This is a genomic window from Dysgonomonas sp. HGC4 (genome assembly GCF_001261715.1).
Taxonomy (GTDB): Bacteria; Bacteroidota; Bacteroidia; order Bacteroidales; family Dysgonomonadaceae; genus Dysgonomonas_A.
Window position 1 is genome coordinate 1 of the sequence record NZ_CVRU01000105.1, and the last position, 26,167, is coordinate 26,167.

The following is a 26,167-nucleotide window of genomic DNA, read 5'->3' on the forward strand; positions in this document are numbered from 1 at the left end:
TAAATATTTAATGTTACTTATATAACATACAAACAGCAAATGAATAACAATAAAACATCCTAAAAGTTTACTTATCTTTGTAGAAACCATGATAAAAATACCTATTGTTATTTTATGAAAACAGATATTGAAATTGCCAGAAGCATCAAACTTGAGTCTATATATAAGATAGCTCAACAGATAGACATAGCTGATGAAAATATTCATAGCTATGGAAAGTACATGGCCAAAGTGCCTGCATCACTTATCGACAATGAAAAGGTAAAGCAAAGTAATCTGATATTAGTAACCGCTATAACACCTACTAAGGCAGGTATTGGTAAAACAACAGTCTCAATAGGACTTACCTTAGGACTAAACAAAATAGGAAAGAAAGCAGTGGTTGCTTTACGCGAACCCTCTTTGGGACCTTGCTTTGGCATGAAAGGAGGAGCAGCAGGAGGCGGATACGCACAGGTACTTCCGATGGAAGACATCAACCTGCACTTCACAGGAGACTTTCACGCAATTACCTCAGCTCACAATATGATATCGGCTTTGCTTGATAACTACTTATATCAGAACCGATCTGCTGGAAAAGGATTGAAAGAAATTCTTTGGAAAAGAGTGTTAGACATTAACGACAGAAGTTTACGCTATATAGTTTCGGGCTTGCACGGCTCAGCAAATGGCATCCCAACCGAATCGGGCTTTGATATCACTCCTGCATCCGAAATAATGGCAATACTTTGCCTATCAAAAGATATTGCCGATTTAAGAAGACGTATTGAGAAAATTATTTTAGGATACAATTATGATAATACACCTTTCACGGTGAAAGACCTAGGCATTGCAGGATCTATAGTAGTACTATTAAAAGATGCCATCAATCCAAACTTGGTACAAACTACCGAACATAATGCAGCCATAGTACATGGAGGCCCATTCGCAAATATAGCTCACGGATGTAATTCTATCATTGCAACTACACTAGCAATGAGTCACGCAGACTATGTGGTAACGGAAGCTGGTTTCGGTGCAGATTTAGGCGCAGAAAAATTCTTCAACATCAAATGCCGTAAAGCCGGATTGACTCCTAAACTAACCCTTATTGTAGCAACAGCACAAGGTTTGAAAATGCACGGAGGTGTTGCCATAGAAGATATTAAGAAAGAAAACATTGAAGGATTAAGAAACGGATTGGCTAATATTGAAAAACATATCATGAATATGCAATCATTTGGTCAGACTGTAGTTGTAGCCTTCAACAAATATGCACAAGACACTCAAGCTGAACTGGATATTATTACAGAATTTTGCAAGGAAAAAAAAATAGGGTTCGCTATAAACAACGCTTTCACCGAAGGTGGCGAAGGAGCAATAGAATTAGCAAATTTGGTTGTAAATACAATTGAGGAGAACCCATCTAAATCACTTTCTTTTACATACGAGGACAGCGATTCGATACAACAAAAGGTTGAAAAAGTAGCAAAGAAAATATATGGTGCAGAATCCGTTGAATTCAGTGGCAAAGCACAAAAGATACTGCAATTGATCAAAGGGACTGATATGGAAAAGTATCCTATATGTATTGCAAAAACTCAATATTCGTTTTCGGAAGACCCAAAGGCTTATGGCGTAGCAAAAGGCTTTACTCTTACCATTAACGATATGGTAATAAATAACGGTGCAGAATTTATTGTAGCCATAGCAGGCTCTATAATGAGAATGCCCGGATTACCCAAAAACCCACAAGCAAATCATATTGATATTGTGGACGGATTTATTGACGGTCTAAGCTAAGGTGTGAGATCTTCTTAAGGTTCTGATAAAGTATCAAATCCATAATCAGTTATAATTTAGCATACACCATTTCTTATGAAAAAAGTATTTATCCTGTTTCTATTTCTTACAGTGGTACTCGTTACCAATGCAGGGATAGTATATACAAAACAAGATTCGCTTATCTACGAAAGGTACGTTAATCAATTAAAAGCTGATGCGAATTTGTCAATAGGTGAATTGATCGTAAAAACAGCATTATTCTTTCGAGAGACTCCGTATGTAGCATCTACACTTGATAATAATAAATCGGAACAACTGGTAATAAACCTACGTCAATTTGATTGTACTACATTTGTAGAAAGTTGTATTGCTCTTAGCAGAACTCTTAAAACAGGAGATTATACATTTTCTAATTTCGGCAATCAGTTGCAGATTATCCGATATAGAGAGGGCAAGATAGAGGATTACTCTTCCCGATTACATTATGTAACGGACTGGATATACGACAATACTAAAAAAGGAATTCTGAAAAACAAAAGTTCTGCTTTAGGAGGCACACTAAATAGTAAGACAATCAATTTTATGTCATCTCACACAGATGCCTACAAATCTCTCCATAATAATGCGGAACTACAACAAAAAATCACAGACACAGAACATCAAATAAATAGCAGAGGTGGATATTACTTTGTAAAGAAGGAAAATATAAACAAAATTAGCAATCAAGTTCTGAATGGTGATATGGTAGTGTTTGCAACAACTATTGATGGTTTAGACTACACACACATTGGTATTGCTTATCACGATGGAACAAAGCTCACCTTTATCCACGCATCCAGCAGGGTTATGAAAGTTATTGTAGAGCCCCAGTCATTGTCTGATTATTGCTTGAAGTCTGCAAAATGTACGGGAGTTAGCATTGTACGTGTAACAGACTTAGACAAATAAGACGCTAAAACTATTTAGAGTGTTTATATGTTTCATAAATAAAGAGAGTATAATATTAAATGTGAGATCTAAGCCTTTTTATTGCTTCAGAAAGCATAACAATTAGATAATAAAATCACTAGACAACACAGTTATAGGTATTTCAGATTACTTAAATATAAACAATGAATAAAGAATTATTTTTAAGGATGAGCAGTTGGTCTCAACTCTTTTTCCTTTGTCTTTTTAGCTTTTGCGGCTTGGTTATCGCTTCTGTTCTCACTCTCTTAATAGGAGTAGGAACGGACTCTCTGCAATCTTTGGATTTCATGAAAGCCATGCAAGTGGTTCAGGTAATCTTCATTTTCTTGATTCCTTCATTACTCTGTGCTTATTTATTTCACAAATCGGCTCCTCGATTTCTGAAAATAAATAAACCGATTGATGTAAAATTCTTATTACTCTCTATTCTGCTTATATTCGCAATTCAGCCGTTAATAGCCTTTACAGGCTACTACAATGGATTGATGACTCTTCCTGAGTCTCTGGGAGGCCTCGAAAGGATAATGAAAGCAATGGAAGAGCAAGCACAAGCCTTAATAGAAAAAATGCTGACAACAAACTCTATCATCATACTATTAGTCAATTTATTTGTAATAGCTATTACCGCAGGTGTTACCGAAGAATTCTTCTTTAGAGGATCCATGCAACAAACTATAAAGAAAATCTGTAAAAACAGACATGTAACTGTGTGGATTACAGCTTTTATATTCAGCTTCATTCATTTTCAGTTTTACGGCTTTGTTCCCCGTTTACTTCTAGGAGCTTTGCTTGGATATATTTTCCTTTGGTCGGGCAATCTATGGGTTCCTGTAATTGTTCACGCAATTAATAATACCATCGGAGTTCTGACTTTTCATTTCTTCCACAATACACCTATATACGAAAAGCTCGAAACTTTCGGCGTAGGCAATACCCTATGGGCTACAGTTGTAAGTATTGTTTTATCTGGTACTATTTTAGCTATCTTGTCGCGTGAATATCAGAAAAATAATCCGCAAGACTTTACAATCTAACGTCACATGCTTTTTGTTGTTTTGGCTAGTATATAATCAAAGACGCTTATATACGCAGGAATGTTTAACATTACAAACTCTTAATGGAGGTTATTAAAAGAAAAGATGGTTTTGGACATCTGATAAAATGGATTATCAGACTAGGGGATCTAATTGTTATAAATGTTAGCTTAATCCTCTTAGCAAAACTCCTTTCCTCTGATGAAACATTTACACTATTAATAAATGATATTCGTCTGGGTGAAATATTTCTACTTATTAATCTCATCTATTTTATAGTTGTAAGTGTTGTCCCGATAAACTTATCATCGAATATTATTTTCTTTGATAAAATTGTCCATCGGAGTCTCTTATTTATATCTCTTTACTTCATATTACTTACAGCAGGAATGCTACTATTAGGAGTTGGCAGAATCAGTTTTGATGATTGGCTCATCTTCTATTTCGGACTCTCCATATCCTATATCTTATGGCATATTATAGTACGTATTATTCTGAAACTATATCGAAGTAAGGGATATAACTATAAACGAATTGTAATTATCGGAAGTGGCGATAATGCTTTAAACGTCTATAATGAACTACGATCGAGTGATTATGGATACAAAACATTAGGTGTATTTGACGATAACCCCGATCAGCACGACTCACCCCTTAAGTATCTTGGCACATTATCGCAGGTCGATAAGTTCTGTATCGAAAACAAAGTAGATGAAATTTATTGCACCCTGCCTAATAATGAAGAATCTGCTATTTTACGCCTGGTGAATTTTTCAGAAAAAAACATGATACGCTTCTTTCTTATACCCGAATTTTACGGTTATATAAAAAGGAAATTAGTACTAAACTCACTTCAATCAATACCTCTCATCGGTATCAGACCCGAACCGTTGCAATTGGTTTATAATAGAATTCTAAAGAGGACATTCGATATTATATTTTCACTCATTATACTAATCACGATCTACCCTATAGTTTACCTCATATTCGGAATTATAATAAAACTTACATCACGCGGACCTATCGTTTTCAAACAACGAAGAACCGGTTTACAAGGTGAGGAGTTTACATGTTATAAATTCAGAACCATGTATCTGAATGATAAATCTGATTCACTTACTACACAACACACAGATCCTAGAATTACACCCATAGGAGCATTTATGCGTCGAACAAGTATAGATGAACTACCTCAATTTTTCAATGCGCTGATAGGCAACATGTCAGTTGTAGGACCTCGCCCACATATGACCAAACAAACCGTTCTATATAATGGGCTAATAGACAAATTTATGATTCGCCACATGGTAAAACCGGGAATCACAGGTTGGGCTCAGATATCAGGATACAGAGGAGAGACAAAAACCATCGAGCAAATGGAAGGACGATTCAAGCGAGATGTTTGGTATATAGAAAACTGGTCTTTCATCCTTGATATTAAAATAATCGTTGTTACAACACTACAATTATTAAAAGGAGATGATACCGTTTATTAAAGCTATCTGCTATTATCAAACAATATCACCTCCATATATTCTCACTTCTAACTTTTCATTTTTTTGAAAGAGCCAGAGTATAGTCTTAATATATTTTTCGCTGATTAAGAGCTGTCCTATAGCGATTTGCATTTCTCACATGCTCAGCATGAGTCACAGCAAAATTGTGTCTACCCGAAAAATCTTCTTTAGCACACATATAAAGGTAATCGTGCTTTTGCGCATTCAACACAGCATCTATACCTTTAATTGAAGCAACCCTAATTGGTCCTGGAGGCAACCCTAAATGCTTATAAGTATTGTATGGTGATTCCACTTGTAAGTGCTCAAAAAGGATTCGTTTTAATGAAAAATCACCTACTGCAAACTTCACTGTTGGATCTGCTTGTAAAAGTTGACCAATTCTCAATCTATTGAGGTATAGCCCTGCAACTACCGGATATTCATCCGAAAAGTAACATTCTTCCTCTACAATAGACGCCAAAATAGACACCTCAATAGGAGTCAACCCTTGAGCTTTTGCTTTTTCGAGACGCTCACTTGTCCAAAACTTCGAATATTCGTCCTTCATTCTTTTCAAAAAACTATCCAAAGTTACATCCCAATAGACTTCATAAGTATTAGGAACAAACATACACGTGATTGTTTCGGGCGTAAAACCCAATTTAGAGCACATCTCTGCATTATTAAACGCATCCATAAACTCTTCTTCGGTTAACATCAATTGAGACGCAAGGCGCTTAGCTAAATCAGCCTTAGTGCGAATATTATTAAATTTCAATTTAACAGGAGCCTGATGCCCTCCCTTTAAATCACCTATAACCTCTTGTATACTCATATCAGGAGTAATTGCATAACGTCCCGTCTTCATATTATCGGGATACTTCATGTAACTAGCAAGACGTTTAAAAGCATTTAAATCCGAAACATGGGCAGTGGTATCCATTTGAGTAAGTACCGCTTCAAAGCTTTTTTGCTTATCCACATAAATATAAACAGTCTCTTTTATTCTGAATTCAGCATCCAGAAAACCCTTGATGTATACAAAAACACCTCCTGCTGCAAGAATTAGCACAGCAAGGATTATAAGCAGAACATTTCGTTTAGTTTTAGCCATTTTTTCAATTAAGGTCGTAGACCTGTTTAATTATTTTGCAAACACCGTAAATATATTTGTTATATCTGAATAATAACTCATTAAGTACTTATACTTAATTATCTACAACCATTTTGTAGTTTTCTTTCCTCAAATATCCGCCAAAATTAAACATATTATTTAGAAAAAATGAGAGAGTGAACTTGATAAATCAAAACAAACAGCTATATTTGCATCGCAATTCAGTTTTGCCTACGGAAAACCGTTGATTGGAAGTGTGGGTGAGTGGCTGAAACCACCAGTTTGCTAAACTGACGTACGGGTAACTGTACCGGGGGTTCGAATCCCCCCGCTTCCGCAAAAGCGAAGACTTAAGAAAGTCAAATTAAGCGAAACCCTGTAAAATTAATCTTTTACAGGGTTTTTTCTATTTAAGTCTCTCATTAAAAAGAAGCACAGCATTAAAATTGAGCATACGGAATACTTAACTATCAATACTACTTTTCATCTTAAGACCGACTATATTGCTTCGGATTCATCCCTATATGTTCTTTAAAGGCTCTCGAAAAATGACTTAAGTTTGTAAAACCTAATTCATAACCCACATCCGATACAGATAACTTTTCTTCTTTCAATAAACGGGCAGCCTCTTTCATCCTAAATCCTTGATAATAATTAAAAATACTATTACCGAAAATCTGCTTAAATAAACGTTTCAGTTTGGTTGGGCTCATATTAGCTCCTTCTGCCAATTCTCTAATAACTGGGGGAATTTCGAGGTGCTCAAGCATTTGTTCTTTTACTTTGTAGATAGTCTGCACATCATGACCATTTAAAGCATAAAGGTGTTTCTCATCTCGCTTTTCCAGCTCCATTAACAATCTACAAATTAACTCTTCTGATTTTATTCTAAGAAAAAATAATTTAAAAGTTTCGTCAACCGATTCATTTACAATCTCATCTACAATTTTTTGTAAAGAAGGATAAATCATTTGTTCGAATAATAGGGGCTGCATATTTTGTAACAAACTCTGCAAAACCAGTGATTTTTCAGATAAATCAAATATCCCCTTCAAATAGTCAGCATCCACTTCTATATTTATAGTAGCAGTATTTGTATGAATTGAAATAATATCATCGGTATTTACACGACTGGTTCCAATCAAGACAGAAGGTATTGCCTCTAATTGCTTACTAGCTTTCAACATTTCCGTTTTAGGAAAGATATTTTGAAACTTAAAAAATATCATTCTTTTAGAAACATCAATGTCTGGGTTCTCAACAACCAGATCCTCATTTAACTCATAATTACTTACAAGCATTCGGATATGCTCATTAAAAACAAATCCAGAACAATAACCGCGACCAAATTTTTCAGGAATTTCCAGTCTTCTGTTTATTACTTCCGTCCCTAATAAATAAGCAAGTCTCATTAGAATGCTTGATTCTGTTTGCTGATTCTCTTTTTTCACACTAAACCCTTTACGACTATTTTAACGACTAATATAGCTATTTTATCTTCATAACACCTATTAATTTCGCATTATCAATTAACATGATAGGTTTCTTTGGAATTTAACGATAAGAAAATAAAGTATCAAATAAATAATGATTGAAAATGAATACGAAGAAAAATAAGTTGTGGATTATTATAGGGATTGTATTATTGAATTCTATTGGAATGTCTATAGTCTTGCCCCTTTTGCCTTTTATAGTGGGTGAATACCTACCCTCTCAAAAAATCGTTGTGGGTATGAGTGTACTAATGTCCGTCTTTGCTGGCTGCACATTTTTTGCATCTCCCGTTCTTGGTGCACTAAGTGATAGGTATGGACGAAAAAACATTCTTATCACTAGTTTATTGGGCTCTACTATAGGCTATATCCTGTTTGGAATAGGAGGAGCACTCTGGGTGCTTTTCCTTGGACGGATTATCGACGGACTTACCGCTGGGAATATCAGTACACTGTTTGCATACATCTCTGATAGTACTAAGCCTGAGGAACGTGCTAAATGGTTTGGCTATATTGGTGCTGCTATGGGAATAGGAAAGTTGGGAGGCCCTGCATTGGGCGGATTATTGGGAAGCATAAACCTTGCATTACCAGTCTTTCTTACTGCGGGATTAATATTTCTATCCAGCTTAGCTGTCTACTTTTTGTTACCCGAATCTTTAACCCCTGAGAAAAGGACTAAACACTTAAGCATTGACAGTTTCAATGTCTTCTCACATTTTAAAGATATATTCAGCCTCAAAGACATTAAATCATTACTCATATTGGGAATACTTTTTTATGCAGCCTTAGGTATTTTTCAGTTCAATTTCACCATTTTCCTCAAAGACATTTACAAATGGGGACCAGCTGTTATTGGTACCATGCTAACACTTGTTGGTATTTGCGAAATTATTTCGCGTGCATTCTTATTGCCTTGGTTATTAAAACATTTTAGCGAAAGAAATATTGGTATAACTGGTTTAATTGTTTTCGGAATCGGACTAGCATTGATTATAGCAAGTATATATTTACACTCAGTAGTTATTATTTCGCTAGCTGTAATATTTATAATCTCGGGCGAAGGCTTGTTTGATCCAACGTATAATGGAAAATTATCGCGATCTATTAATGAAAACAAACAAGGAAAATTACAGGGCGTAAACCAAAGCTTACAATCAGCAAATAACATGCTTGTGCCACTAATTGCAGCTGCAATTTATTTTTACAGTCCAAGTATACTTTATGCAATAGCGACATTTATTATACTCGGAGCAGTTATTATCTACACAAAACTTTTGCCTACACAAGACTTACACAAAGCATAAACAACAATAACCGATGAAGAATAATATGATTAATAAAATATCATTTTCATTATTTCTTAAAATATTTTTTCACCTCAGTCGTCAATATAAATAGAGAGCTCTCCGTAAGAAAAATAGATTATAAAATATAAAACTGAAAAGATTATGACAACAAGAGGTTTTGGGATGGGATTCGGAAGAAACCCTTTCGACAAAGATGCAAGACAAAAATTCAAAGAAGAATGGTCTAAAATGACCGATAGCGAAAAACTAGACTTCATGAACAAACGCATGGAAGGCATGGACAATCACGAAGATCATTTTTCTGTTGAAGCAATAGATGCTCGTTGTGAGAAATGGATGCAAATGTCAAGCGAAGAAAAGCAAACATTCATTGATGAAAGAAAAAAAGCTATCAAAAGCAAAATGCAGGCAATGCACGGATATTTTGGTTTCGGGCAATAAAACAACAAAAAAATAATTACACAAAATCCGATTGTAAAACACCATTACAATCGGATTTAGATAATAACAATTTCGATATGGAAACAAATACAATTGGACCTCCCTCTAATCATATGGAGTTTGATAAAGCATATAGTTCTTTATCTCATTGGATGTGGACTGATACACGCATACCCTCAGAATTAAAAAGGCTTATAGAAACAAACAAGCCTCAAACTTCATTAGAGTTGGGTTGTGGACTCGGTCGCTTTTCTAAATTCATGGCTAATCAGAAAATACAAGCAACAGGAGTAGACTATTCAACTGTCGCTATTGAAAAAGCAAATAAACGGGTTGCGAATGAGAGAAACAAACCCACTTACTTAGTAGGAGATGTTACTAATCTGGAAATACTTTCCGAACCTTTTGATGTCTCTTTTGACATTGGATGTTTCCACTGCCTCAACAAGGAAGCTCAGCAAAACTATGTAAAAGAAGTATATCGGTTATTAAAACCAGGTGCTACACATTTGATCTGGGCATTAGATGAATCTCCTAGCAATATGAAACTAACACCCGAGTATATAAGTGATATATTTAGTAACAATTTTCAATTACAAAAGTCACAGCGTAGCCGAAGACGTGTCGTATTTGTAGCATCTCACTGGTATTGGCTCATACGGAAATAAAAATACTTTTCATCTCTTATATCTAACAAAAAAAAATCGCCATCTAAAACTTAGACAGCGATTTCTTTTATTTTAAATTCTGAAAGATTATTTATCTTCTTTCTTTGCTCTTGGCTTACGTTTTGGCTTTTCTTCTTGAGCAGCCTCTTCTTTAACCTCAGTTGTTGCAGGTGCCTCTTCTGTAACTTCTTCAGGAGCAGCAATCTCTTCTTCACTAACAAAAGCTATTCCTGCTGCCGACAGTAAGTTATACCAACTAATCAATTTCTTGATGTCAGTATCATAAACTCTTTCTCTGTCATAAGTAGGAAGAATCTCTGCGAAATATTTTTTTAATACATCTGGTTTTGAGTTTGTAGCTACCGAAGCTTGTGCTCCGTTTTCTTTTGCTTGAATTTTAGTCAAAACTTCACTCAAAGGAACTTCGCCCTCATCTGTATACATTGCAATATCACCCAAAGAAACAACCTTATCTCTTGCATAGATAGGAAGTCTTCTTTTATCTGTTAATGACTCAACAATGACCATATTCTTAGCATTTGACACGAGTCTAAATAACCCCGGTTTACCGGATACAGATAAAATAGTTTTCAACATAATCTTTATTTTTAGTTTTATCGTTTGACCTATTATACATTTAACGAATCACAAAAATAATGGGATTGTTGTAATATAAAAACACCATAGCCAAACAAAAAAGTTAAGTATCTATATATTAATTAATTATTAAAATATTTTTTTATACGAATGGCAATAGGGTGTCGATCCTTTATGCTCATAATATTGTTGATGATAATCTTCTGCCTTCCAGAAAGTAGATACAGGCTTCAACATCGTAGCCACCTTAAAGCCTTTGCTTTCAAGGATAGCAATATATTTTTCTGCTATTTTTTTCTCCTCTTCGGTACTATAAAATATACATGAAAGATACTGAGGTCCTATATCGGGTCCTTGCCCATTAGTTTGAGTAAAATCGTGAGTCTCGAAGAACAACTTCACCATTTCATCATAATTAGTCTGTTTTGTATCATACTCCACCTCTGTTAATTCAAGATGTCCCGTATTTTTTTGACAAACTTGTTCATAAGTAGGATTATCAACATGACCACCCATAAAGCCAACAGTCGTATGTTTTACACCTTTGACTTTCATAAAATAATACTCAGTTCCCCAAAAACAGCCCGACGCAAAATAAGCCTTGTGGATATTCTTATTTACATCCGGAATAAATTTCAATGAAATAGAGTTCACACAATGACGTGTTTCCTTGTCTGTAAAACCCTCTCCAAGAAAAACATGCCCCAGATGTGCTCCACAGTTGGTACAGATAATCTCTGTACGCGAACCATCAGCATCAGGAACCCGTTTTACTGCTCCCTGAATTTCATCATCAAAAGAAGGCCAGCCACAATGTGAGTCAAATTTGTCTGCCGATTTATACAATGGGGCATCACATCTTTTACAGACATATGTTCCCGACTGTTTATTGTTTACATATTCTCCTGTATAAGGATATTCTGTTCCTTTATATACAATCACACGCTCCTCTTCAGGAGTAAGTTCGTTATATTTCATGTCTTTTGGTTTAAAATTTTCTGTTTTCTGCGCACATGAAACTTGCACTGTAAGGAAGCAAGCCATCGCAATTAAATATTTAATAATAGTATAACGCTTATAAGTTAGCATCTCTTTACCTACCTTTCTTTTTTATAAAAATAATTTACAAATGCATACCATTTTCTACTTTCTAAATAATTTAAATTCTTATCGTTACTATACGCTTCTCTCTCAAAAGAAATATTATAATAGGCTGTAAGACTATCTCGATACTGAACCAATCGAATAAGCCATTCTACGAAGTAAAGTAAGTAAAAAAACACCCACAACATCTCAATGATTTGTCTCGAATGGATTTTTTCATGATTCAATTCGGATTTCGATAAATCCCCATATTCTTTGCGACCAATTATAACACCAAACAGGTTAATTGCTGCAAAGCCTTTAGGAGGAAAATGCTTACTATAATAAATCTTCATCTACGACTATTTTCACACAAAAGTAATCACAATAAAGTATCTTTAAGGTCTCAGACCTATTTATTACTTTTACATATAATTTTCAACATCATACATTAGAACAAAAAAGATGCCATGGAGTTTATTTATATCGCAATAATTTTAGTTTTTTCTATTTTTATTATCTGGTGGATATATTCCTCTGGAAAACAACAATCTGAGGAATTGAAGAAAGAAAACCAACGTCTCAAATCGGAGATTGGAAATCTACAAACTAAGCAGCTCGAAGCAGTACACGAATCAGCAAACCTAAAAGCCAATCTTCAAAGCAAAGAAGAACAACTAAGACACCAGCAAACCGAGCTCTTAAATGCCAGGGAACAACTAAACAAAGATTTTCAGATATTAGCAAATAAGATACTCGAAGAAAAATCGAGTCGTTTTACTGATATCAATAGACTGAATATGGAATCTATCTTAAAACCTTTAGGCGAAAAATTATCTGAATTCAAAACCAAAGTCGAAGAAACATACGACAAAGAATCTAAACAAAGATTTTCGCTTGAAGAACGCATCCGCGAACTTGTAGTACTCAATCACCAAATAAGCGAAGATGCCAACAATCTGACCAAAGCTCTAAAAGGAAATAACAAAATACAAGGAAACTGGGGAGAAATGATATTAGAGTCTATCCTCGAAAAATCGGGATTAAAGAAAGGCGAAGAATATTTCTCTCAGGATATGCTCACCGACGAGAACGGACAAAAAATACTGAATAGCGAGAACAAAGCCCTTCAACCTGATATTGTCATCCTATATCCGGGAGGACGTAAAATAGTAATTGACTCGAAGGTCTCACTAAATGGTTACATTAGATACGTAGAAGCCGATACAGATGAAGCCAGAATAATATCGGAAAAGGAGCATATTATCTCTATTAAAAAGCATATTGACGAGCTTAGCAGTAAAGCCTATCAAGATTACATAGAGTCGTTAGATTTCGTCATGATGTTTATACCAAACGAACCAGCTTACATTCTTGCCATGCAATTAGATTCGGGCCTTTGGGATTATGCATACCGCAAACGTATCTTGTTAATTAGCCCTACTAACCTTATTGCATCCCTGAAAGTGGTAGCTGACTTATGGAAAAGAGAGGCTCAAAGCCGTAATGCGCAAGAGATAGCCAAACGAGGTGCTATTCTGTATGATAAGTTTGCAGGATTTGTTGAAACCTTACAAGAGGTTGGTAAAAACATAGACCGTACTCAAAAAAGTTACGATAAAGCCTTCATTCAGCTAAAAGATGGTAATGGAAACTTAATAAGACAAGCAGAAATGTTAAAGGAGCTAGGTATAAAGCCTCAAAAAGAGCTTCCAAACACCTAAAATCGTTAAATAATATTAATCGCGATAAAATAATGATATAGAAGTATGTTTTATAACATAAAACCCCTTATATTTGTACTGTGTTTTTCATGGTATTAGATTTAAGGTTAACAATGAAGATTGGTTGTCGTGATGACAACCTTTTTTTGCTTTATAACGTTTCCTTTTTTCAGACACAAAAAAAGGAGAAAATTACTTCCTCCCTTCTATATAAATTTATTTATTTAAGCTTACTTAGCCTTAGCCAACTCTGCAATCAATTCATCCCATTTAGCATCATCCATTTTTGGACCTACTATCTGTATTACATTTCCGGCAAGCAAAGTTCCTATCTTTCCACTCTCTGCTAATGTCCGATTTTTAATCAAACCATATAAAAATCCGGCTGCATATAAATCTCCTGCACCCGTAGTATCAATACAATTCACTTTAAGGGCAGGTACAAATACTTTTTCGTCACCTCTCTTTATCCATGAACCCTTTTCTCCTACTTTCACGATGGCAATTTCTACATCTTTGGCAATCATATCCAATGCGACCTCGGCTTCAACATCAAATAAGGCTCGTGCCTCTTCTTCATTAGCAAAAACGATATCAATATAGTCAGGGATAATCTCAAGTAGAAAATCTCGGCTAGCTTCTACGACATTATAACTTGCCATATCAAGCACCACCTTTAAACCTGCATTCTTAGCTAATGTTATAGCCTTACGAATCAAATCCAGATTTTGCACTAAATATCCTTCAATATAAAAGTAGTCGTAACCAACAAAATCCGATTCATTAAGATCTTCCGCTGTTAATCCTGCTGCTGCTCCTAAGAATGTTCCAAATGTACGTTGCCCGTCTTTCGAAACAAAAGTTGTTGCAATACCCGAAGCCTCATCATCTGTTATAATCAAGTGTGATGTTACTTTACATTTATCAAGATCGTGTTTATAATAGGTTCCGTAAAAATCTTTACCTACTCGTCCGATAAAACCCGTAGCAATATCTAAACGTGCAAGACCATTAATTGTATTGGAAGCCGAACCTCCCGAAGCCACAAATTTCTCTCTGTCTGCTATAGCAAGATGCAAAGATTCCTTTTTTACTTCGTCAATTAACTGCATACTCCCTTTTGGAAGCTCTAATTCTTCAAGTAGAATATCGTTGTCTATCAAGGCCAAAACGTCCACTAGGGCGTTTCCCATTCCTAATACTTTCATTTTTATTAAATTTTCATGCAAAGATATTGCATAATTCGGAAATAAGCTCTACTTTTGCTACGCTTTTGGAGAAAAGCACTAAAAAAATATTCTTCCTTAGCTCAGTTGGTTAGAGCATCTGACTGTTAATCAGAGGGTCCTTGGTTCAAGTCCAAGAGGGAGAGCTTTTTTTGTTAAAATTATCCGAGAGTTTACACTCTTCCTTAGCTCAGTTGGTTAGAGCATCTGACTGTTAATCAGAGGGTCCTTGGTTCAAGTCCAAGAGGGAGAGCAGAAAAAAAGTCTGAAGAATATTCTTCAGACTTTTTTTGTTATTAAGATCTCAAACCTCATCAATCAGAGTAATTCGAACTCAGATTTCAAACGAATATCTTCCGCCGAAGAACCGATCATAAGATCAAATTCACCCGGTTCTGAATCAAATTCTAATTTTTGATTGTAAAAAGATAGCTTTTCATTATCAATAACAAAAGTCACAACTTTACTTTCGCCCGCGTTCAGCTTTATTTTCTCAAAACCTTTAAGTTCTTTTACCGGTCTTACAACCGAGCCTACTTTATCTCTCAAATACAACTGAACTACCTCTTCGCCTGCATACTTTCCTGTATTAGTTATGCGTGCAGTAACCTCAATAGTCTCACCTTTATTGATTTGTTTCTTCGAAAGTTTCAAATCTGAATATCCGAATGTAGTATAGCTCAAACCATATCCAAATGGAAACTTAGGACTATTTGGCAAATCAATATAAGCAGAAACATAATTCAAATCATTTTCGTTCTTAGCAGGTCTACCTGTATTGAAATAGCTGTGATAAATTGGAATCTGCCCAACTGATCTAGGGAAAGTCATAGGCAATTTTGCAGAAGGGTTTACATCACCAAATAATACATCCGCAATAGAGTTTCCTGCTTCCGAACCTAACCACCATGTGTAAAGAATAGCAGGTACATTATCTGCAGTCCAATTAAACACCAATGGACGACCTGCATTAATTAAAACTACAACCGGTTTTCCTATTGCTTGAATGGCTTTTACTAATTCCTCTTGAACACCAGGTAAGCTTATATCACTGCGGCTTTTTGCCTCTCCACTCATATCACGTTTTTCGCCGATGCTTAATATCACCACATCTGCCTGATTAGCTATTGAAATAGCCTCAGCAAATCCGCTTTTATCATCACCTTCTATTTCGCAACCTTTAGCATAAAGCAATTTAGATGTTTTACCAACTTTGTTTTGTAGTCCATCCCATTGCGATACAATAAACTTATCGTAGTCTACCTCATCTAATTCTACCGACCAGAAACCAAGATTTTCTTTATACTCTTTTACCAAAGGTCCTATAAAAGCAATTGTTTTAGTTTCTTTAGATAGTGGCAAAACATTATTTTCGTTTTTCAGCAATACAATACTTTTAGCCCCTATCTCGCGTGCAGCTTTAGTATGCTCGGGATTATTCATAGCAGCCTCTTGTCTCTTAACATTACTGTATTTATAAGGATCTTCAAATAATCCCATTTCGAATTTCTTATACAGAATACGTCTTACAGCATCATCAACCAAAGCAATATCTACTTTATTTTCTTTCACAAGGTCTGCTAAGTTATTTTTATAACATCTGCTTTCCATATCCATATCACTTCCTGCAACAATAGCAGCTAAAGCAGCATCTTTTCCATCTTTCACAAAACCATGCTGTACCATCTCGCCAATAGATCCCCAATCAGACACCACGAAGCCTTTAAAGCCCCATAGTCCTTTCAAGATATCACGTTGCAGAAATACACTTCCTGTTGCCGGAATACCATTCAGATCATTAAAAGAATTCATAAAAGTGGCAGCACCTGCATCTAAAGCAGCCTTGAAAGGAGGTAAATACACTTCCCAAAGCATACGCTCACTCATATCAACCGAGTTATAATCACGTCCTCCAACAGCAGCTCCATAAGCAGCAAAGTGTTTGGCACAAGCCATTACGCTTGTTATATCACCTAGTTTTTCTCCCTGAAAACCTTTTACTCTGGCTGTTGCAATCAAAGAACCCAAATAAGGATCTTCTCCTGCACCCTCCATCACACGCCCCCAACGAGGATCTCTACCTATATCGACCATCGGAGCAAATGTCCAATGAATACCACTTGCAGCAGCCTCTATGGCAGCAATGCGTGCTCCTAGTTCAATAGCATCCAAATCCCAACTGGCAGCCTCCGCCAATGGAATAGGAAAAGTAGTTTTATAACCATGTATTACATCTTGTCCGAAAAGCAAAGGAATTTTCAATCTCGATTGCATTGCCATTTCCTGACATTGACGAGTGTGAGCCACACCTTTTACATTCAGCATAGACCCTATCTGCCCTGTACGAATCTGGTTTTGTTTATCTCCATCTTTCGTTATCGGTCCGGTAGCCGACGACCAATCTCCGGTGTATTGATTCAATTGTCCTACTTTTTCTTCGAGAGTCATTTGCTTAAGCAAATCATCTACTCGCTTGTCTATCGCAGGATTTTGAGCTGTCAGGCTTAAAACAGCCGACGCCGTAATAAAAGCGGTTAGGAATGTTTTTTTCATTGATATTAATATTTTATAAAGTGTAAATTATCTTGCTGGTTATTCAATCTTCAAATATATTGATTATTTGTCATAATAACACTAACCTAAAATAAGTAAAATAAAGATTTAATATCGTATTTCAGAATTATAACTATCAGCTGCTATTACGCTTACCAAAAACTATAAAATGGCCTAAGACTGTAAATTAAAACCCATTTCTTAATTTAACACACCATATTATCTAAAAACTGTATATTTACATACTCATTCTATAAACCAACTATAAACCATGAAAAAACTCTTAGTCCTTTTATTCCTTCTTTGTGCCGTCTTTCTTCATGCACAAAATTCCAAAGTACAGGAATTACCCCTTATCCCCTACCCTTCCAATATTCAAACCGGAAGTGGAAGTTTTGCAATCAATGGAAATACAAAAATCGTTGTAGCAGACATATCAAAATTCAATAATGAAGCAACCTACTTGCAAGCACTATTAAAATCGGCTATTGGCAAAAACATATCTATTGCTAAAGGTGGAGCTAAAAATGTAATTGAAATAAAATACAATCCTCAATTAGAAAAAGCAGAGGCTTATACCCTTGAAGTGACACCCGATAAAATTACTATATCAGCAAGTAACGGGCACGGAGCATTCAATGCATTGCAAACGATAAGACAATTGTTACCTCCAACTATCGAAACTGTAGGAAACAATACTCTAACATCCGTTTCAATACCAAGTCTGAAAATAGAAGACAGCCCCGCATTTAGTTGGAGAGGTATGCATCTTGATGTATCTCGCCACTTTTTCACTCTTGATTATCTAAAAAAACATATTGACAGACTTGCTCTCTATAAATTCAATAAATTCCATCTACACTTAACTGACGACCAAGGATGGCGTCTTGAGATTAAGAAATACCCAAAGCTCACCAACGAAGGAGCATGGCGTACATTCAATAACCAAGACTCAGCCTGCATAAAAAAGGCTGAAGAGAATCCAAATTTCAAGATTGATCCTCGTTTTATCCATGAAAAAGATGGAAAAACTGTGTATGGCGGATTCTACACTCAAGAAGAAATGAAAGACCTAATTGCATATGCTCAATCGAAACATATTGAAATTATTCCCGAAATAGATGTTCCCGGACATATGATGGCTGCCATCAATGCATATCCTTATCTTATTGAAGGACAAAAATCAGAATGGGGAGAGCTTTTCTCAACTCCTGTTTGTCCATGTAAAGAAGAAGCATATACTTTTACGAAAGACGTACTACAAGAAGTAATTGACCTTTTCCCTTCGAAATACATTCATATTGGAGCCGACGAAGTAGACAAAAAATCGTGGAGCAATTCCGAACTATGTAAAGAGTTTATGAAAGCTAACGGACTCGAAGATGTGGATAAACTACAGAGTCACTTTGTACATGAAATGCAAGAATTTGTAGAAGCTCACGGCAAAAAAATTATTGCTTGGGATGAAATTCTCGAAGGAGGCACAAATCCAAATGTAACCATTATGTATTGGAGAGGCTGGGTAAAAGACGCTCCTAAAAAAGCTGTATTAGGAAATAGTGAAGTAATAATGACTCCTACAAATCCTCTTTACTTCGACTATGTAAACAACAATATCAGTGTAAACAATGTATATCACATGGAAGTAGTTCCAACAGATGTACCTGCAGACAAAGCACATTTAATACAAGGAGCACAGGCTAATCTTTGGACAGAAATGATTCCAACTGAACAACAAGCCGAGTTTCAGATGTATCCTCGTATGATTGCATTGGCAGAACGCACATGGACAAATAACACCAACAGATTTGACGAATTTTCTCAACGCCTTCTAAAACAATATCCAAGACTTGATGCTCTGGGGATAAATTACAGATTGCCCGATATTGATGGGTTTGCCCAAGAAAATGTTTTTATGGGATCAACCGATTTTATGGTAAACAGTCCACTTCCTGATATGACTATACATTTCACGCTTGATGGAGGCATCCCGACTGTTGATTCGCCCAAACTATCACAACCCATCACAATATCTCAACCAACGCTCCTAAAAATGGCTCTATTTAGTTCAGGAGGAGTGAGAGGTGAGATATATAGCCTAAACTTTAGACCTACATCTTTAAATAAAGCTGTAACGGTAGATAATACGAATGCCGGACTTCGTTGCGATTTCTTCAATAAGTTTTATAAGAACACAAAAGAAATAGTAGGTACTCCCGATGAAACATTCATAGTGCCAAACATTCAAGCCCCTAAAGAAACTAATTCGTTCGGATTGAAATTCAACGGATATATCAATGTTCCCGAAACAGGTATTTATAGTTTCTTCTTCAATTGCGACGACGGTGGAGTACTTTATATAGCCGGAGAAACTGTTGTAGATAACGACGGACAACATTCTGCCATAATGAAAAGCGGACAGGTAGCCTTAGAGAAAGGTTTGCAACCCTTCCAATTAGATTTCCTTGAAGGAGGTGGCGGTTATACACTAAAACTTCAATATAGCTTCAATGGAGCTCCCGTACAAGAAATTCCCGATAGTTGGTTTAAACATTAAAACCAATAGAAATACCATAATAAAAAAGAGCTCAAATAGCTGAGCTCTTTTTTTATTTCCTACAAAACATGAAGGCTAAACTAGCGCTTTTTTGCTTTCCAAGGTTTGAATACAGAAATTACAATCATAAACAATAACAAACCCGATTGAAAGAATCCACTGATTTCCATAAACCTATTATTTGCAATAAATTCAGCATTAAAAACAACCTCCTCTTTCAATTCGCTTATAAGACTCAGATTCTGAGTAAGCGCAGGATGATAAGCAAATGTACCGAACAGTATCTGAGCCACAGTGATTATCCACTTAACAATAATCCATCGATGTTTGAAAAAGCCCCAGTTAGTAAATATTCCATACACAATGCCAATAACTAAACTGGTCATAGCACCCGTAATTATTAGCCAATTATCAACCACAAGCAGTATACTGTATTTCATATGTAGCTCATCTACCGATTGTGCCTTTGACAAAAAAGTAATAAGTACCATAGCTATAGCTCCACTAGTCCATATCATGGCAAATATTAAGTGGAGTATTTTAAGAACTTTGATACCTTTTGATCCTAATTTTTTCATATTGTTAGTTTAATAGTTGATTAGTCAATGTTTAAAAGAAAAAAATTATTTCAACTCTTCTACATTCGAATAGATACGCTGTAAAAGCTGCTTCAACAATTCATAATCGCTTTCATTTATATCCTGCAGTACCTTTTCGAGAGCCAGATCTCCACATTTAATAGCCGCAGGCATAAGAACCTTGCCTGCTTCTGTAATTTGAATAGCATTTTCTCTTTGCGACACATGAACTCGACAAACCAAACCCCTATCTTCCAGATTATCAATTGTCCGTTTTATGGCAGCCGCATCCTTACAAAGCAAAGTTGCCAGCTCCTGCTGACTCAATCCATCTTTATAATACAAACACCGAAGTACTATAAACTGCGAATGTGGCAATTCTATATTATTTCTCTTAAGCTCTATTCTCAGCATTTTAGCTAGTGAGAACGAAGCTCTATTCAATAGAAAACCAAGTGAATATAAACTATCCATATCAATTCTGTTTTTACAAAAATACAAAAAACAATTGACTAATCAACAATCAAAAAAAACACATCAAATAAAACGTAAAAGAAGAGTACACAATGTGGCTCTTCTTTTACAATAAGGACAAATATTAGAAATAGTTATGTGACCTTAAAATTTACTCATTGAAGGATGTTTTCCTTTATATTTTGGATCGTAATTATCTATCCACCAATAATACATCATAGTGGCAAGTGCCCAATAAACAACAACCTGAACCCACAGAACTACATACTCAAACCAAACATCGGAGAGGGTTGCACCCATCGTATTGATGCTTACAAAACCATGAATACCCGGAGTGGATGGCAGAAGATATGCAATAGCCTTTAATACGGGAGGTATAGATACCCAAGGCCATGAAATACCCGACATAAACAGAAACGGCACACTTGTAAATACAACTAATAACATTACAAACTCACGTTGAGAACAGAAGTAAGATAAAGTCATAGCAAAAAAGGTAGCCGCCAGAATATAAGGGAAAAGAAACACTGCAATAGTTAATGGATCTCCAATCTGAGGGAGATTAAACAGATAAGGAACGACTCGCAATACCCATGCAGATGTGATAATATACAGAGTACTATAACAGAAACCCTTACCAATGGTCAACTTCAATGGGTGAATATTTTTCCCTTCCGACATATGGGATGCAACAGTAAATCGCTTTTTATCATTATGAGTACCCACAATAGTACCTACACCTAACAGTAATGTTTGCTGAATAACCAGAATAAGAATTGCAGGAACCAAAAAGCTGGCAAAACCATTAGATACATTATAGAAGGACACCCACTCATAATCTACCGCTTCCATTGTTGAAGCATCCTGCGCACGTGTACCATGCCCCATATCATTCACCCTGATATCTGCTCCCATTTCCAAAGACACTTCCATACAAGTAAGCAACATTGCTTTATAAAAAAGCATACTACTCATATCGGAGTATACCAAAACGGCTGTTTGCTGTGCAGTATTCAGATCGATACTGAATGATGCAGGAATATATATAATTCCGTATGCTTCTTTACGGCGAACGGCTTCGCGAGCTTCTTCCATATCGGCAACATGGGCAACCACATTTACATCAGCGGCTCCATCTACTTTACGTGTAAACTCTCTAGACAAAGCCGAGTTAGACTCGTCTACCACAATAACTTTTACTTCATGGACTGCCTCATTATTGTATAAAAAAGCATACAATACTGGATATGCAAGTGGAACTATTAGAAACAATAGTACTACTGCCGGATCCCGAAAGACAACTTTCAGCTCATGCAACCACACGTAATATATATCAAGCAGTAATTTTTTCATTCTTCGTATACATTTTCGTACATAAAGTTTCTAACTCTACCCATAAAGATCAATCCCAGAAAGAAAAAGCCTAACAGAGCAGCATAGTGATAAGCCGAATATTGCCATGCAATACCATTAAGAGCCTGATCAACATAAATCAAAAAGAAATGCCGAAGAGGAAACAAGAAGCTTAATGCATAAAGTACAGGACTCATAGCTATTGACGGAAACGAAAAGCCGGTTATAGAAAAGGAAATCATCCCTAATAAACTTGCCGCACTCAACGATAATCTATAATTTCCAAAAACAGCAAGTAACATTAATCCAAACCCTTGAGCCGATAATATCAAGCACAAGTAAGCAAAGCAAATAGGAAAGAAACCTGAGTTTAACGGAAAATTATTATAATAGTACAATACTGACATAAAGAATAACGATAATACAAAAAAGAGAATCGTATATGGTAAAATCTTACCAAATATTGCCTTTACGGTAGAACCGCCCGCCAAATCGAGAAACTTACGCCCTGTACCCATCTTCACCTCAGATCCAAAGCTAGATATAGTAAACATAGCCAGAATCAAGAATATGATACCGGGAGTAAGCACATTATTCAGATAAACCGAATAGTTTAACCAAGGATTTCCAATAGGATGAGCCTCAATAGATATGGGTTGTATAATAGGCATTAATTGCCCTTGTGTATAACCTTTTGCCTCCCCCATTCTAAGACCGACTGATGCCGAAGCCAATACACTAATAGTCTTCATATCCTGAAACAATAACGAACCAGATATAAGAAAAGCATTATTAGTATAGAAAACTATCTTGGGACGATTGCCCGAAATAGCATCTTTTGCAAAATTACGAGGAATAGTAAAGACTCCATACACTTGGCCACGCTCCATTTCGACACGTGCTTCTTTGAATGAAAGACTCTTAAATTTGATATCGGTCTTTGCAAACGCATCTAATTGACGAACCAAAGATCGTGAAGTCAACGAATTATCGAGATCAACTACGGCAATAGGAATCTTAGTCGGTAAACCGGCATGCATCATATACATCAGCAAACCAAATGTAAGTAACGGAGCCACAATCATCCCCCAGATACAAATCTTGGAAGATAATATACGTTTCCATTCTCTCACGAAGACTACCCACATACCTTTTTCTGAAGCCATTCTTTATTTAAGTAATGTTTATTATTTACTGCTTCAATACAGCTACCTCTACTTATTATAATTGCCGAGACAATAAAAATATACGGCTTTATTCTTTTATGACAAGCGACATTCCAGGCAAAATATCAGGCTGATTTTCTACAAAATGCCCTCTTACCTCAAATGTTTTACGATCATAGCCACCAGTAGTTTTGGTTGCTTTCCATGCAGCATAAGAACCAAGGTCTTTCATATAATATACTTTCAACTGCACATCCTTATTCAAAGCAGGCACAAAGGCAGTAACCGTTTGCCCTATCTTGAAGTTTTGCAAACGATCTTCTCTCACATTGAAAGTTCCCCATTTGTCCGAAAGATCCATTACATTCATAATAGGAGCACCCGTACCAACCAATTCTCCCACATTAGGGAAACGATCAGATACACGTCCGTCAACAGGAGAAATAAGATATGTTTCTGTTATATAAGAATCTACCTCAGCCACAGCACCTTTTGCTCTGTTTAACATAGCCAATGCTGCTTCTTTATCTTCACGCTCAGCTCCGTTTTTCGCCATATCGTATTGAGATCTAGCTGCTTTTTCGGTAGCTACGGCAGCATTATAATTTGCCTCAGCCTCATCTCTCTTCTGAGCCGTTGTTACACCTTTATTGTACAGATTTTGTACACGTGTAAAAGACTTCTGAGCTATATCAACTCCTACTTTTGCTTTTTGCCACATTTCGTAAGCAGCATTAATCTGCTCAACTCGCGCTCCTTTTTGTGCTTTGTTACTTTGTGCAGCAGCACCCTGTTCGGCAGCGGTAGCTTGCGAAAGTTTAGCGTAAACATCCGGTGCACTAAGTATAGCCAAAGTATCGCCTCTGCGAACAGAGTCTCCTTCTTGCACGAAAAATTTCTCGATACGCCCGGGAACTTTGCTCGAAATACGCACTTCAGTTATTTCGGCTTCTCCCTGCAATGTATTATCTTCTTGATTTAGAAAAAAGAATCCATAAATTGCAACAGCAATGATAACTGCGGCAAAACCGAGAATCGGAATAAGTTTTGATCCTGATTTATTATCTTCTCTACTCATATCTGCATTTATTAAGGTCACAGACCTATTTTTATTGTTTTACATTAGTTAAACTTCTACCTAGTGCTTTATTCAAATATACATTGCATAGTTTCACATCAATCTGAGAATCGATCATCTCCGAGTGAGCCGATAACCATGCTGTATGAGCAGCCAAAACATCCGAAGCAGGAATAACCCCTTCTTCGAAACCCAACGTAGCATATCTCAAGTTTTCATTCGCTTTTTCCATATTTTGCTCCGAAGAAATATACCTTTTGTGAGCTTCATTCAGTTTAAAAGCTGATTGATTGATTTGTAGTTCTATTTTTTCTTTTGCATCTTCCAGTTGATATTCCTGAATACGAGTCTGAGCCTTTGCAGCACTCAGTTTGGCAGAACTGGTCATAAAATTAAGAGGAACACTCAATTTCAGCCCTACGTTCCACATTCCTCCAAATGTATTTTGAAAACCATCAAAACCATTGGGGTTTGTCCATGTATAAGCAGCCATTAATCCTAGTTCGGGTAAAAACTCGGCTCTCTCTATTTTTTCTTTTCCTTTATATATCTTAGTAGCTAGTTCGAGACTCTTTATTTCGGGCCTGTTTAGCAGAGCTTCTTCAATCGAAGGAGTAATAGGTGCTTCTGTTGAGATCAGCATTTCACGTTTTTCATCCGCTAAAGCTACTTTGTCTTCAATCTCTAACCCACATAATTGGTTGAAAAGCATTCGAGCTAAACTTAAACCATTATCAACCTTAGTTAAGGTCATGTCCGCTTCATTCTCTTTTACCATTACCGACAAAACATCTGCTTTGGTTGCAACTCCTTCGGCTTCCATTGAGCCAACATCAGAATGCATCTTTTGCAGCAATTTGAGGTACGATTCAGCAAGATCTCTTTTATAAGCCAACGAAACAATTTGCCAGTAAGAAGCATCCAACTCTGCAATAACATCTTGCAATTCGGTATCCTTCTTTGACTTTGCCAACTCCTGAGCATTCTTCATTATGTCATTATAAGCCACAATACGCCCACCCATAAACAATGGCTGAGTCATTGATATAGAGCCTACCCAAATATTTTTTATATCGAGTTCTCCAATAGATCGTATCTTGTCTGATAATTCCTGTGGAATAGGTATCTGAGTTCCGGGAGGAATAGGTATTCCTATACCCGACAAATCGGGAATGGTAATAGATCCCGGAATAGCCGAAGAACCTATAAGATTCAGATTCTTTTCGTTGCGAATATACATTCCGGACGCAGAAAATTTAGGGAAATACTTTAAGTAAGCTTCCTTTTTTTCATAGTAGGCGACCTTTTCTTCCTCAGAGGCCATCTTCAAATGCTTATTGTTCTGGATAGCCAGATTTCGGGCATCTTCGAGACTTAGTGTTCTTTGTGCAGATATAGTACCGCTTAAGGCGCCAACGCAAAACAAAATCCAGAGAAAATTTCTTTTACTCATGTGTTGTGTCCATTTTTAATAAGTAAAGTATTA

Annotated in this window: 22 protein-coding genes and 3 tRNA genes; 12 read left to right on the top strand and 13 right to left on the bottom strand. The window is 36.2% G+C overall.

Annotated features, from left to right (window positions below; all coding sequences use genetic code 11):
- Window positions 1-114 precede the first annotated feature (114 nt).
- From HGC4_RS10600 to HGC4_RS10615, 4 genes are all read left to right on the top strand, one after another.
- Entirely contained in the window at window positions 115-1,782 is a 1,668-nt protein-coding gene (locus HGC4_RS10600) for a formate--tetrahydrofolate ligase (protein ID WP_050710111.1), read from the top strand.
- Window positions 1,783-1,857: 75 nt separating this feature from the next.
- Window positions 1,858-2,712 carry an N-acetylmuramoyl-L-alanine amidase-like domain-containing protein gene (locus HGC4_RS10605; RefSeq protein WP_082204147.1) on the top strand — a complete coding sequence of 285 codons (855 nt, stop codon included), beginning with the start codon at window positions 1,858-1,860 and terminating at the stop codon, window positions 2,710-2,712.
- A 164-nt stretch (window positions 2,713-2,876) separates the two neighbouring features.
- Window positions 2,877-3,767: a CPBP family intramembrane glutamic endopeptidase gene (locus tag HGC4_RS10610; protein WP_050710113.1), complete on the top strand. Its 891-nt coding sequence runs from the start codon at window positions 2,877-2,879 to the stop codon at window positions 3,765-3,767.
- Window positions 3,768-3,850: 83 nt separating this feature from the next.
- Window positions 3,851-5,263, top strand: coding sequence for an undecaprenyl-phosphate glucose phosphotransferase (locus HGC4_RS10615; protein ID WP_050710114.1), 1,413 nt, complete (start codon window positions 3,851-3,853; stop codon window positions 5,261-5,263).
- An 85-nt stretch (window positions 5,264-5,348) separates the two neighbouring features.
- Here HGC4_RS10615 and mltG read toward each other — a convergent pair whose 3' ends face one another.
- A complete protein-coding gene (gene mltG, locus HGC4_RS10620; RefSeq protein ID WP_050710115.1) occupies window positions 5,349-6,380 on the bottom strand; it encodes an endolytic transglycosylase MltG in 1,032 nt (343 codons plus the stop codon).
- 250 nt (window positions 6,381-6,630) lie between these two features.
- On the opposite strand from mltG, the gene HGC4_RS10625 reads away from it, so the two are divergent.
- A tRNA-Ser gene (locus tag HGC4_RS10625) sits at window positions 6,631-6,717 on the top strand.
- A gap of 151 nt (window positions 6,718-6,868) precedes the next feature.
- Here the strand turns inward: HGC4_RS10625 and HGC4_RS10630 are convergent.
- On the bottom strand, window positions 6,869-7,831 hold the full coding sequence (locus HGC4_RS10630) for a helix-turn-helix domain-containing protein (RefSeq protein ID WP_255349829.1): 963 nt from the start codon (window positions 7,829-7,831) through the stop codon (window positions 6,869-6,871).
- A gap of 146 nt (window positions 7,832-7,977) precedes the next feature.
- Between HGC4_RS10630 and HGC4_RS10635 the strand changes: the two genes are divergently transcribed.
- From HGC4_RS10635 to HGC4_RS10645, 3 genes are all read left to right on the top strand, one after another.
- Window positions 7,978-9,180, top strand: coding sequence for an MFS transporter (locus tag HGC4_RS10635; protein ID WP_050710117.1), 1,203 nt, complete (start codon window positions 7,978-7,980; stop codon window positions 9,178-9,180).
- A gap of 144 nt (window positions 9,181-9,324) precedes the next feature.
- Window positions 9,325-9,624 (top strand): hypothetical protein, encoded by a 300-nt coding sequence (locus HGC4_RS10640; RefSeq protein ID WP_050710118.1) that lies wholly within the window; start codon window positions 9,325-9,327, stop codon window positions 9,622-9,624.
- A 77-nt stretch (window positions 9,625-9,701) separates the two neighbouring features.
- Window positions 9,702-10,292, top strand: coding sequence for a class I SAM-dependent methyltransferase (locus HGC4_RS10645; protein WP_050710119.1), 591 nt, complete (start codon window positions 9,702-9,704; stop codon window positions 10,290-10,292).
- An 87-nt stretch (window positions 10,293-10,379) separates the two neighbouring features.
- On the opposite strand, the gene HGC4_RS10650 is transcribed toward HGC4_RS10645, so the two are convergent.
- From HGC4_RS10650 to HGC4_RS10660, 3 genes are all read right to left on the bottom strand, one after another.
- Window positions 10,380-10,889: a DUF5606 family protein gene (locus HGC4_RS10650; RefSeq protein WP_050710120.1), complete on the bottom strand. Its 510-nt coding sequence runs from the start codon at window positions 10,887-10,889 to the stop codon at window positions 10,380-10,382.
- Window positions 10,890-11,018: 129 nt separating this feature from the next.
- The gene (locus HGC4_RS10655) at window positions 11,019-11,867 is read right to left on the bottom strand and encodes a bifunctional methionine sulfoxide reductase B/A protein (RefSeq protein WP_082204149.1); all 849 of its coding nucleotides are present in this window, start codon (window positions 11,865-11,867) and stop codon (window positions 11,019-11,021) included.
- Window positions 11,868-11,986: 119 nt separating this feature from the next.
- Window positions 11,987-12,328, bottom strand: a complete 342-nt coding sequence (locus tag HGC4_RS10660; RefSeq protein ID WP_050710122.1) for a hypothetical protein — start codon at window positions 12,326-12,328, stop codon at window positions 11,987-11,989.
- 114 nt (window positions 12,329-12,442) lie between these two features.
- Here HGC4_RS10660 and rmuC point away from each other — a divergent pair, with 114 nt between their 5' ends.
- Window positions 12,443-13,696: a DNA recombination protein RmuC gene (rmuC, locus tag HGC4_RS10665; RefSeq protein ID WP_050710123.1), complete on the top strand. Its 1,254-nt coding sequence runs from the start codon at window positions 12,443-12,445 to the stop codon at window positions 13,694-13,696.
- Between the two features lie 230 nt (window positions 13,697-13,926).
- On the opposite strand, the gene HGC4_RS10670 is transcribed toward rmuC, so the two are convergent.
- Window positions 13,927-14,904, bottom strand: a complete 978-nt coding sequence (locus HGC4_RS10670; RefSeq protein ID WP_050710124.1) for an adenosine kinase — start codon at window positions 14,902-14,904, stop codon at window positions 13,927-13,929.
- Between the two features lie 90 nt (window positions 14,905-14,994).
- On the opposite strand from HGC4_RS10670, the gene HGC4_RS10675 reads away from it, so the two are divergent.
- Window positions 14,995-15,068: transfer RNA gene (locus HGC4_RS10675), tRNA-Asn, on the top strand.
- A gap of 33 nt (window positions 15,069-15,101) precedes the next feature.
- Window positions 15,102-15,175, top strand: a tRNA-Asn gene (locus tag HGC4_RS10680).
- Between the two features lie 65 nt (window positions 15,176-15,240).
- Here HGC4_RS10680 and bglX read toward each other — a convergent pair.
- Window positions 15,241-17,475, bottom strand: coding sequence for a beta-glucosidase BglX (bglX, locus tag HGC4_RS10685; protein ID WP_050710125.1), 2,235 nt, complete (start codon window positions 17,473-17,475; stop codon window positions 15,241-15,243).
- Window positions 17,476-17,746: 271 nt separating this feature from the next.
- Between bglX and HGC4_RS10690 the strand changes: the two genes are divergently transcribed.
- Window positions 17,747-20,032 carry a family 20 glycosylhydrolase gene (locus HGC4_RS10690; protein WP_050710126.1) on the top strand — a complete coding sequence of 762 codons (2,286 nt, stop codon included), beginning with the start codon at window positions 17,747-17,749 and terminating at the stop codon, window positions 20,030-20,032.
- An 80-nt stretch (window positions 20,033-20,112) separates the two neighbouring features.
- On the opposite strand, the gene HGC4_RS10695 is transcribed toward HGC4_RS10690, so the two are convergent.
- The 6 genes from HGC4_RS10695 to HGC4_RS10720 all read right to left on the bottom strand — a co-directional run bounded on the left by HGC4_RS10695 (window position 20,113) and on the right by HGC4_RS10720 (window position 26,134).
- Window positions 20,113-20,610, bottom strand: a complete 498-nt coding sequence (locus HGC4_RS10695; protein ID WP_050710127.1) for a hypothetical protein — start codon at window positions 20,608-20,610, stop codon at window positions 20,113-20,115.
- Window positions 20,611-20,655: 45 nt separating this feature from the next.
- Window positions 20,656-21,084 carry a MarR family winged helix-turn-helix transcriptional regulator gene (locus HGC4_RS10700; RefSeq protein WP_050710128.1) on the bottom strand — a complete coding sequence of 143 codons (429 nt, stop codon included), beginning with the start codon at window positions 21,082-21,084 and terminating at the stop codon, window positions 20,656-20,658.
- A 144-nt stretch (window positions 21,085-21,228) separates the two neighbouring features.
- Entirely contained in the window at window positions 21,229-22,437 is a 1,209-nt protein-coding gene (locus HGC4_RS10705) for an ABC transporter permease (RefSeq protein WP_050710129.1), read from the bottom strand.
- Window positions 22,434-23,603 carry an ABC transporter permease gene (locus HGC4_RS10710; protein ID WP_050710130.1) on the bottom strand — a complete coding sequence of 390 codons (1,170 nt, stop codon included), beginning with the start codon at window positions 23,601-23,603 and terminating at the stop codon, window positions 22,434-22,436. The genes HGC4_RS10705 and HGC4_RS10710 overlap by 4 nt, the downstream gene beginning before the upstream one ends.
- 88 nt (window positions 23,604-23,691) lie before the next feature.
- Window positions 23,692-24,681, bottom strand: coding sequence for an HlyD family secretion protein (locus tag HGC4_RS10715; RefSeq protein ID WP_050710131.1), 990 nt, complete (start codon window positions 24,679-24,681; stop codon window positions 23,692-23,694).
- Window positions 24,682-24,712: 31 nt separating this feature from the next.
- Complete coding sequence (locus tag HGC4_RS10720; protein WP_050710132.1) at window positions 24,713-26,134, bottom strand: TolC family protein; 1,422 nt, start codon at window positions 26,132-26,134, stop codon at window positions 24,713-24,715.
- Between the last annotated feature and the right edge of the window lie 33 nt (window positions 26,135-26,167).

Excerpts from the sequence above, each read along its gene's own strand:
- HGC4_RS10660 (WP_050710122.1), bottom strand. The coding sequence starts at position 12,328 with ATGAAGATTTATTATAGTAAGCATTTTCCTCCTAAAGGCTTTGCAGCA.
- HGC4_RS10615 (WP_050710114.1), top strand. The coding sequence starts at position 3,851 with ATGGAGGTTATTAAAAGAAAAGATGGTTTTGGACATCTGATAAAATGG.
- HGC4_RS10670 (WP_050710124.1), bottom strand. The coding sequence starts at position 14,904 with ATGAAAGTATTAGGAATGGGAAACGCCCTAGTGGACGTTTTGGCCTTG.
- HGC4_RS10690 (WP_050710126.1), top strand. The coding sequence starts at position 17,747 with ATGAAAAAACTCTTAGTCCTTTTATTCCTTCTTTGTGCCGTCTTTCTT.
- rmuC (WP_050710123.1), top strand. The coding sequence starts at position 12,443 with ATGGAGTTTATTTATATCGCAATAATTTTAGTTTTTTCTATTTTTATT.
- HGC4_RS10710 (WP_050710130.1), bottom strand. The coding sequence starts at position 23,603 with ATGGCTTCAGAAAAAGGTATGTGGGTAGTCTTCGTGAGAGAATGGAAA.
- HGC4_RS10605 (WP_082204147.1), top strand. The coding sequence starts at position 1,858 with ATGAAAAAAGTATTTATCCTGTTTCTATTTCTTACAGTGGTACTCGTT.
- HGC4_RS10635 (WP_050710117.1), top strand. The coding sequence starts at position 7,978 with ATGAATACGAAGAAAAATAAGTTGTGGATTATTATAGGGATTGTATTA.
- HGC4_RS10610 (WP_050710113.1), top strand. The coding sequence starts at position 2,877 with ATGAATAAAGAATTATTTTTAAGGATGAGCAGTTGGTCTCAACTCTTT.
- HGC4_RS10640 (WP_050710118.1), top strand. The coding sequence starts at position 9,325 with ATGACAACAAGAGGTTTTGGGATGGGATTCGGAAGAAACCCTTTCGAC.
- HGC4_RS10600 (WP_050710111.1), top strand. The coding sequence starts at position 115 with ATGAAAACAGATATTGAAATTGCCAGAAGCATCAAACTTGAGTCTATA.
- HGC4_RS10715 (WP_050710131.1), bottom strand. The coding sequence starts at position 24,681 with ATGAGTAGAGAAGATAATAAATCAGGATCAAAACTTATTCCGATTCTC.
- bglX (WP_050710125.1), bottom strand. The coding sequence starts at position 17,475 with ATGAAAAAAACATTCCTAACCGCTTTTATTACGGCGTCGGCTGTTTTA.
- HGC4_RS10655 (WP_082204149.1), bottom strand. The coding sequence starts at position 11,867 with ATGAAATATAACGAACTTACTCCTGAAGAGGAGCGTGTGATTGTATAT.
- HGC4_RS10650 (WP_050710120.1), bottom strand. The coding sequence starts at position 10,889 with ATGTTGAAAACTATTTTATCTGTATCCGGTAAACCGGGGTTATTTAGA.
- HGC4_RS10720 (WP_050710132.1), bottom strand. The coding sequence starts at position 26,134 with ATGAGTAAAAGAAATTTTCTCTGGATTTTGTTTTGCGTTGGCGCCTTA.
- HGC4_RS10700 (WP_050710128.1), bottom strand. The coding sequence starts at position 21,084 with ATGGATAGTTTATATTCACTTGGTTTTCTATTGAATAGAGCTTCGTTC.
- mltG (WP_050710115.1), bottom strand. The coding sequence starts at position 6,380 with ATGGCTAAAACTAAACGAAATGTTCTGCTTATAATCCTTGCTGTGCTA.
- HGC4_RS10705 (WP_050710129.1), bottom strand. The coding sequence starts at position 22,437 with ATGAAAAAATTACTGCTTGATATATATTACGTGTGGTTGCATGAGCTG.
- HGC4_RS10695 (WP_050710127.1), bottom strand. The coding sequence starts at position 20,610 with ATGAAAAAATTAGGATCAAAAGGTATCAAAGTTCTTAAAATACTCCAC.
- HGC4_RS10645 (WP_050710119.1), top strand. The coding sequence starts at position 9,702 with ATGGAAACAAATACAATTGGACCTCCCTCTAATCATATGGAGTTTGAT.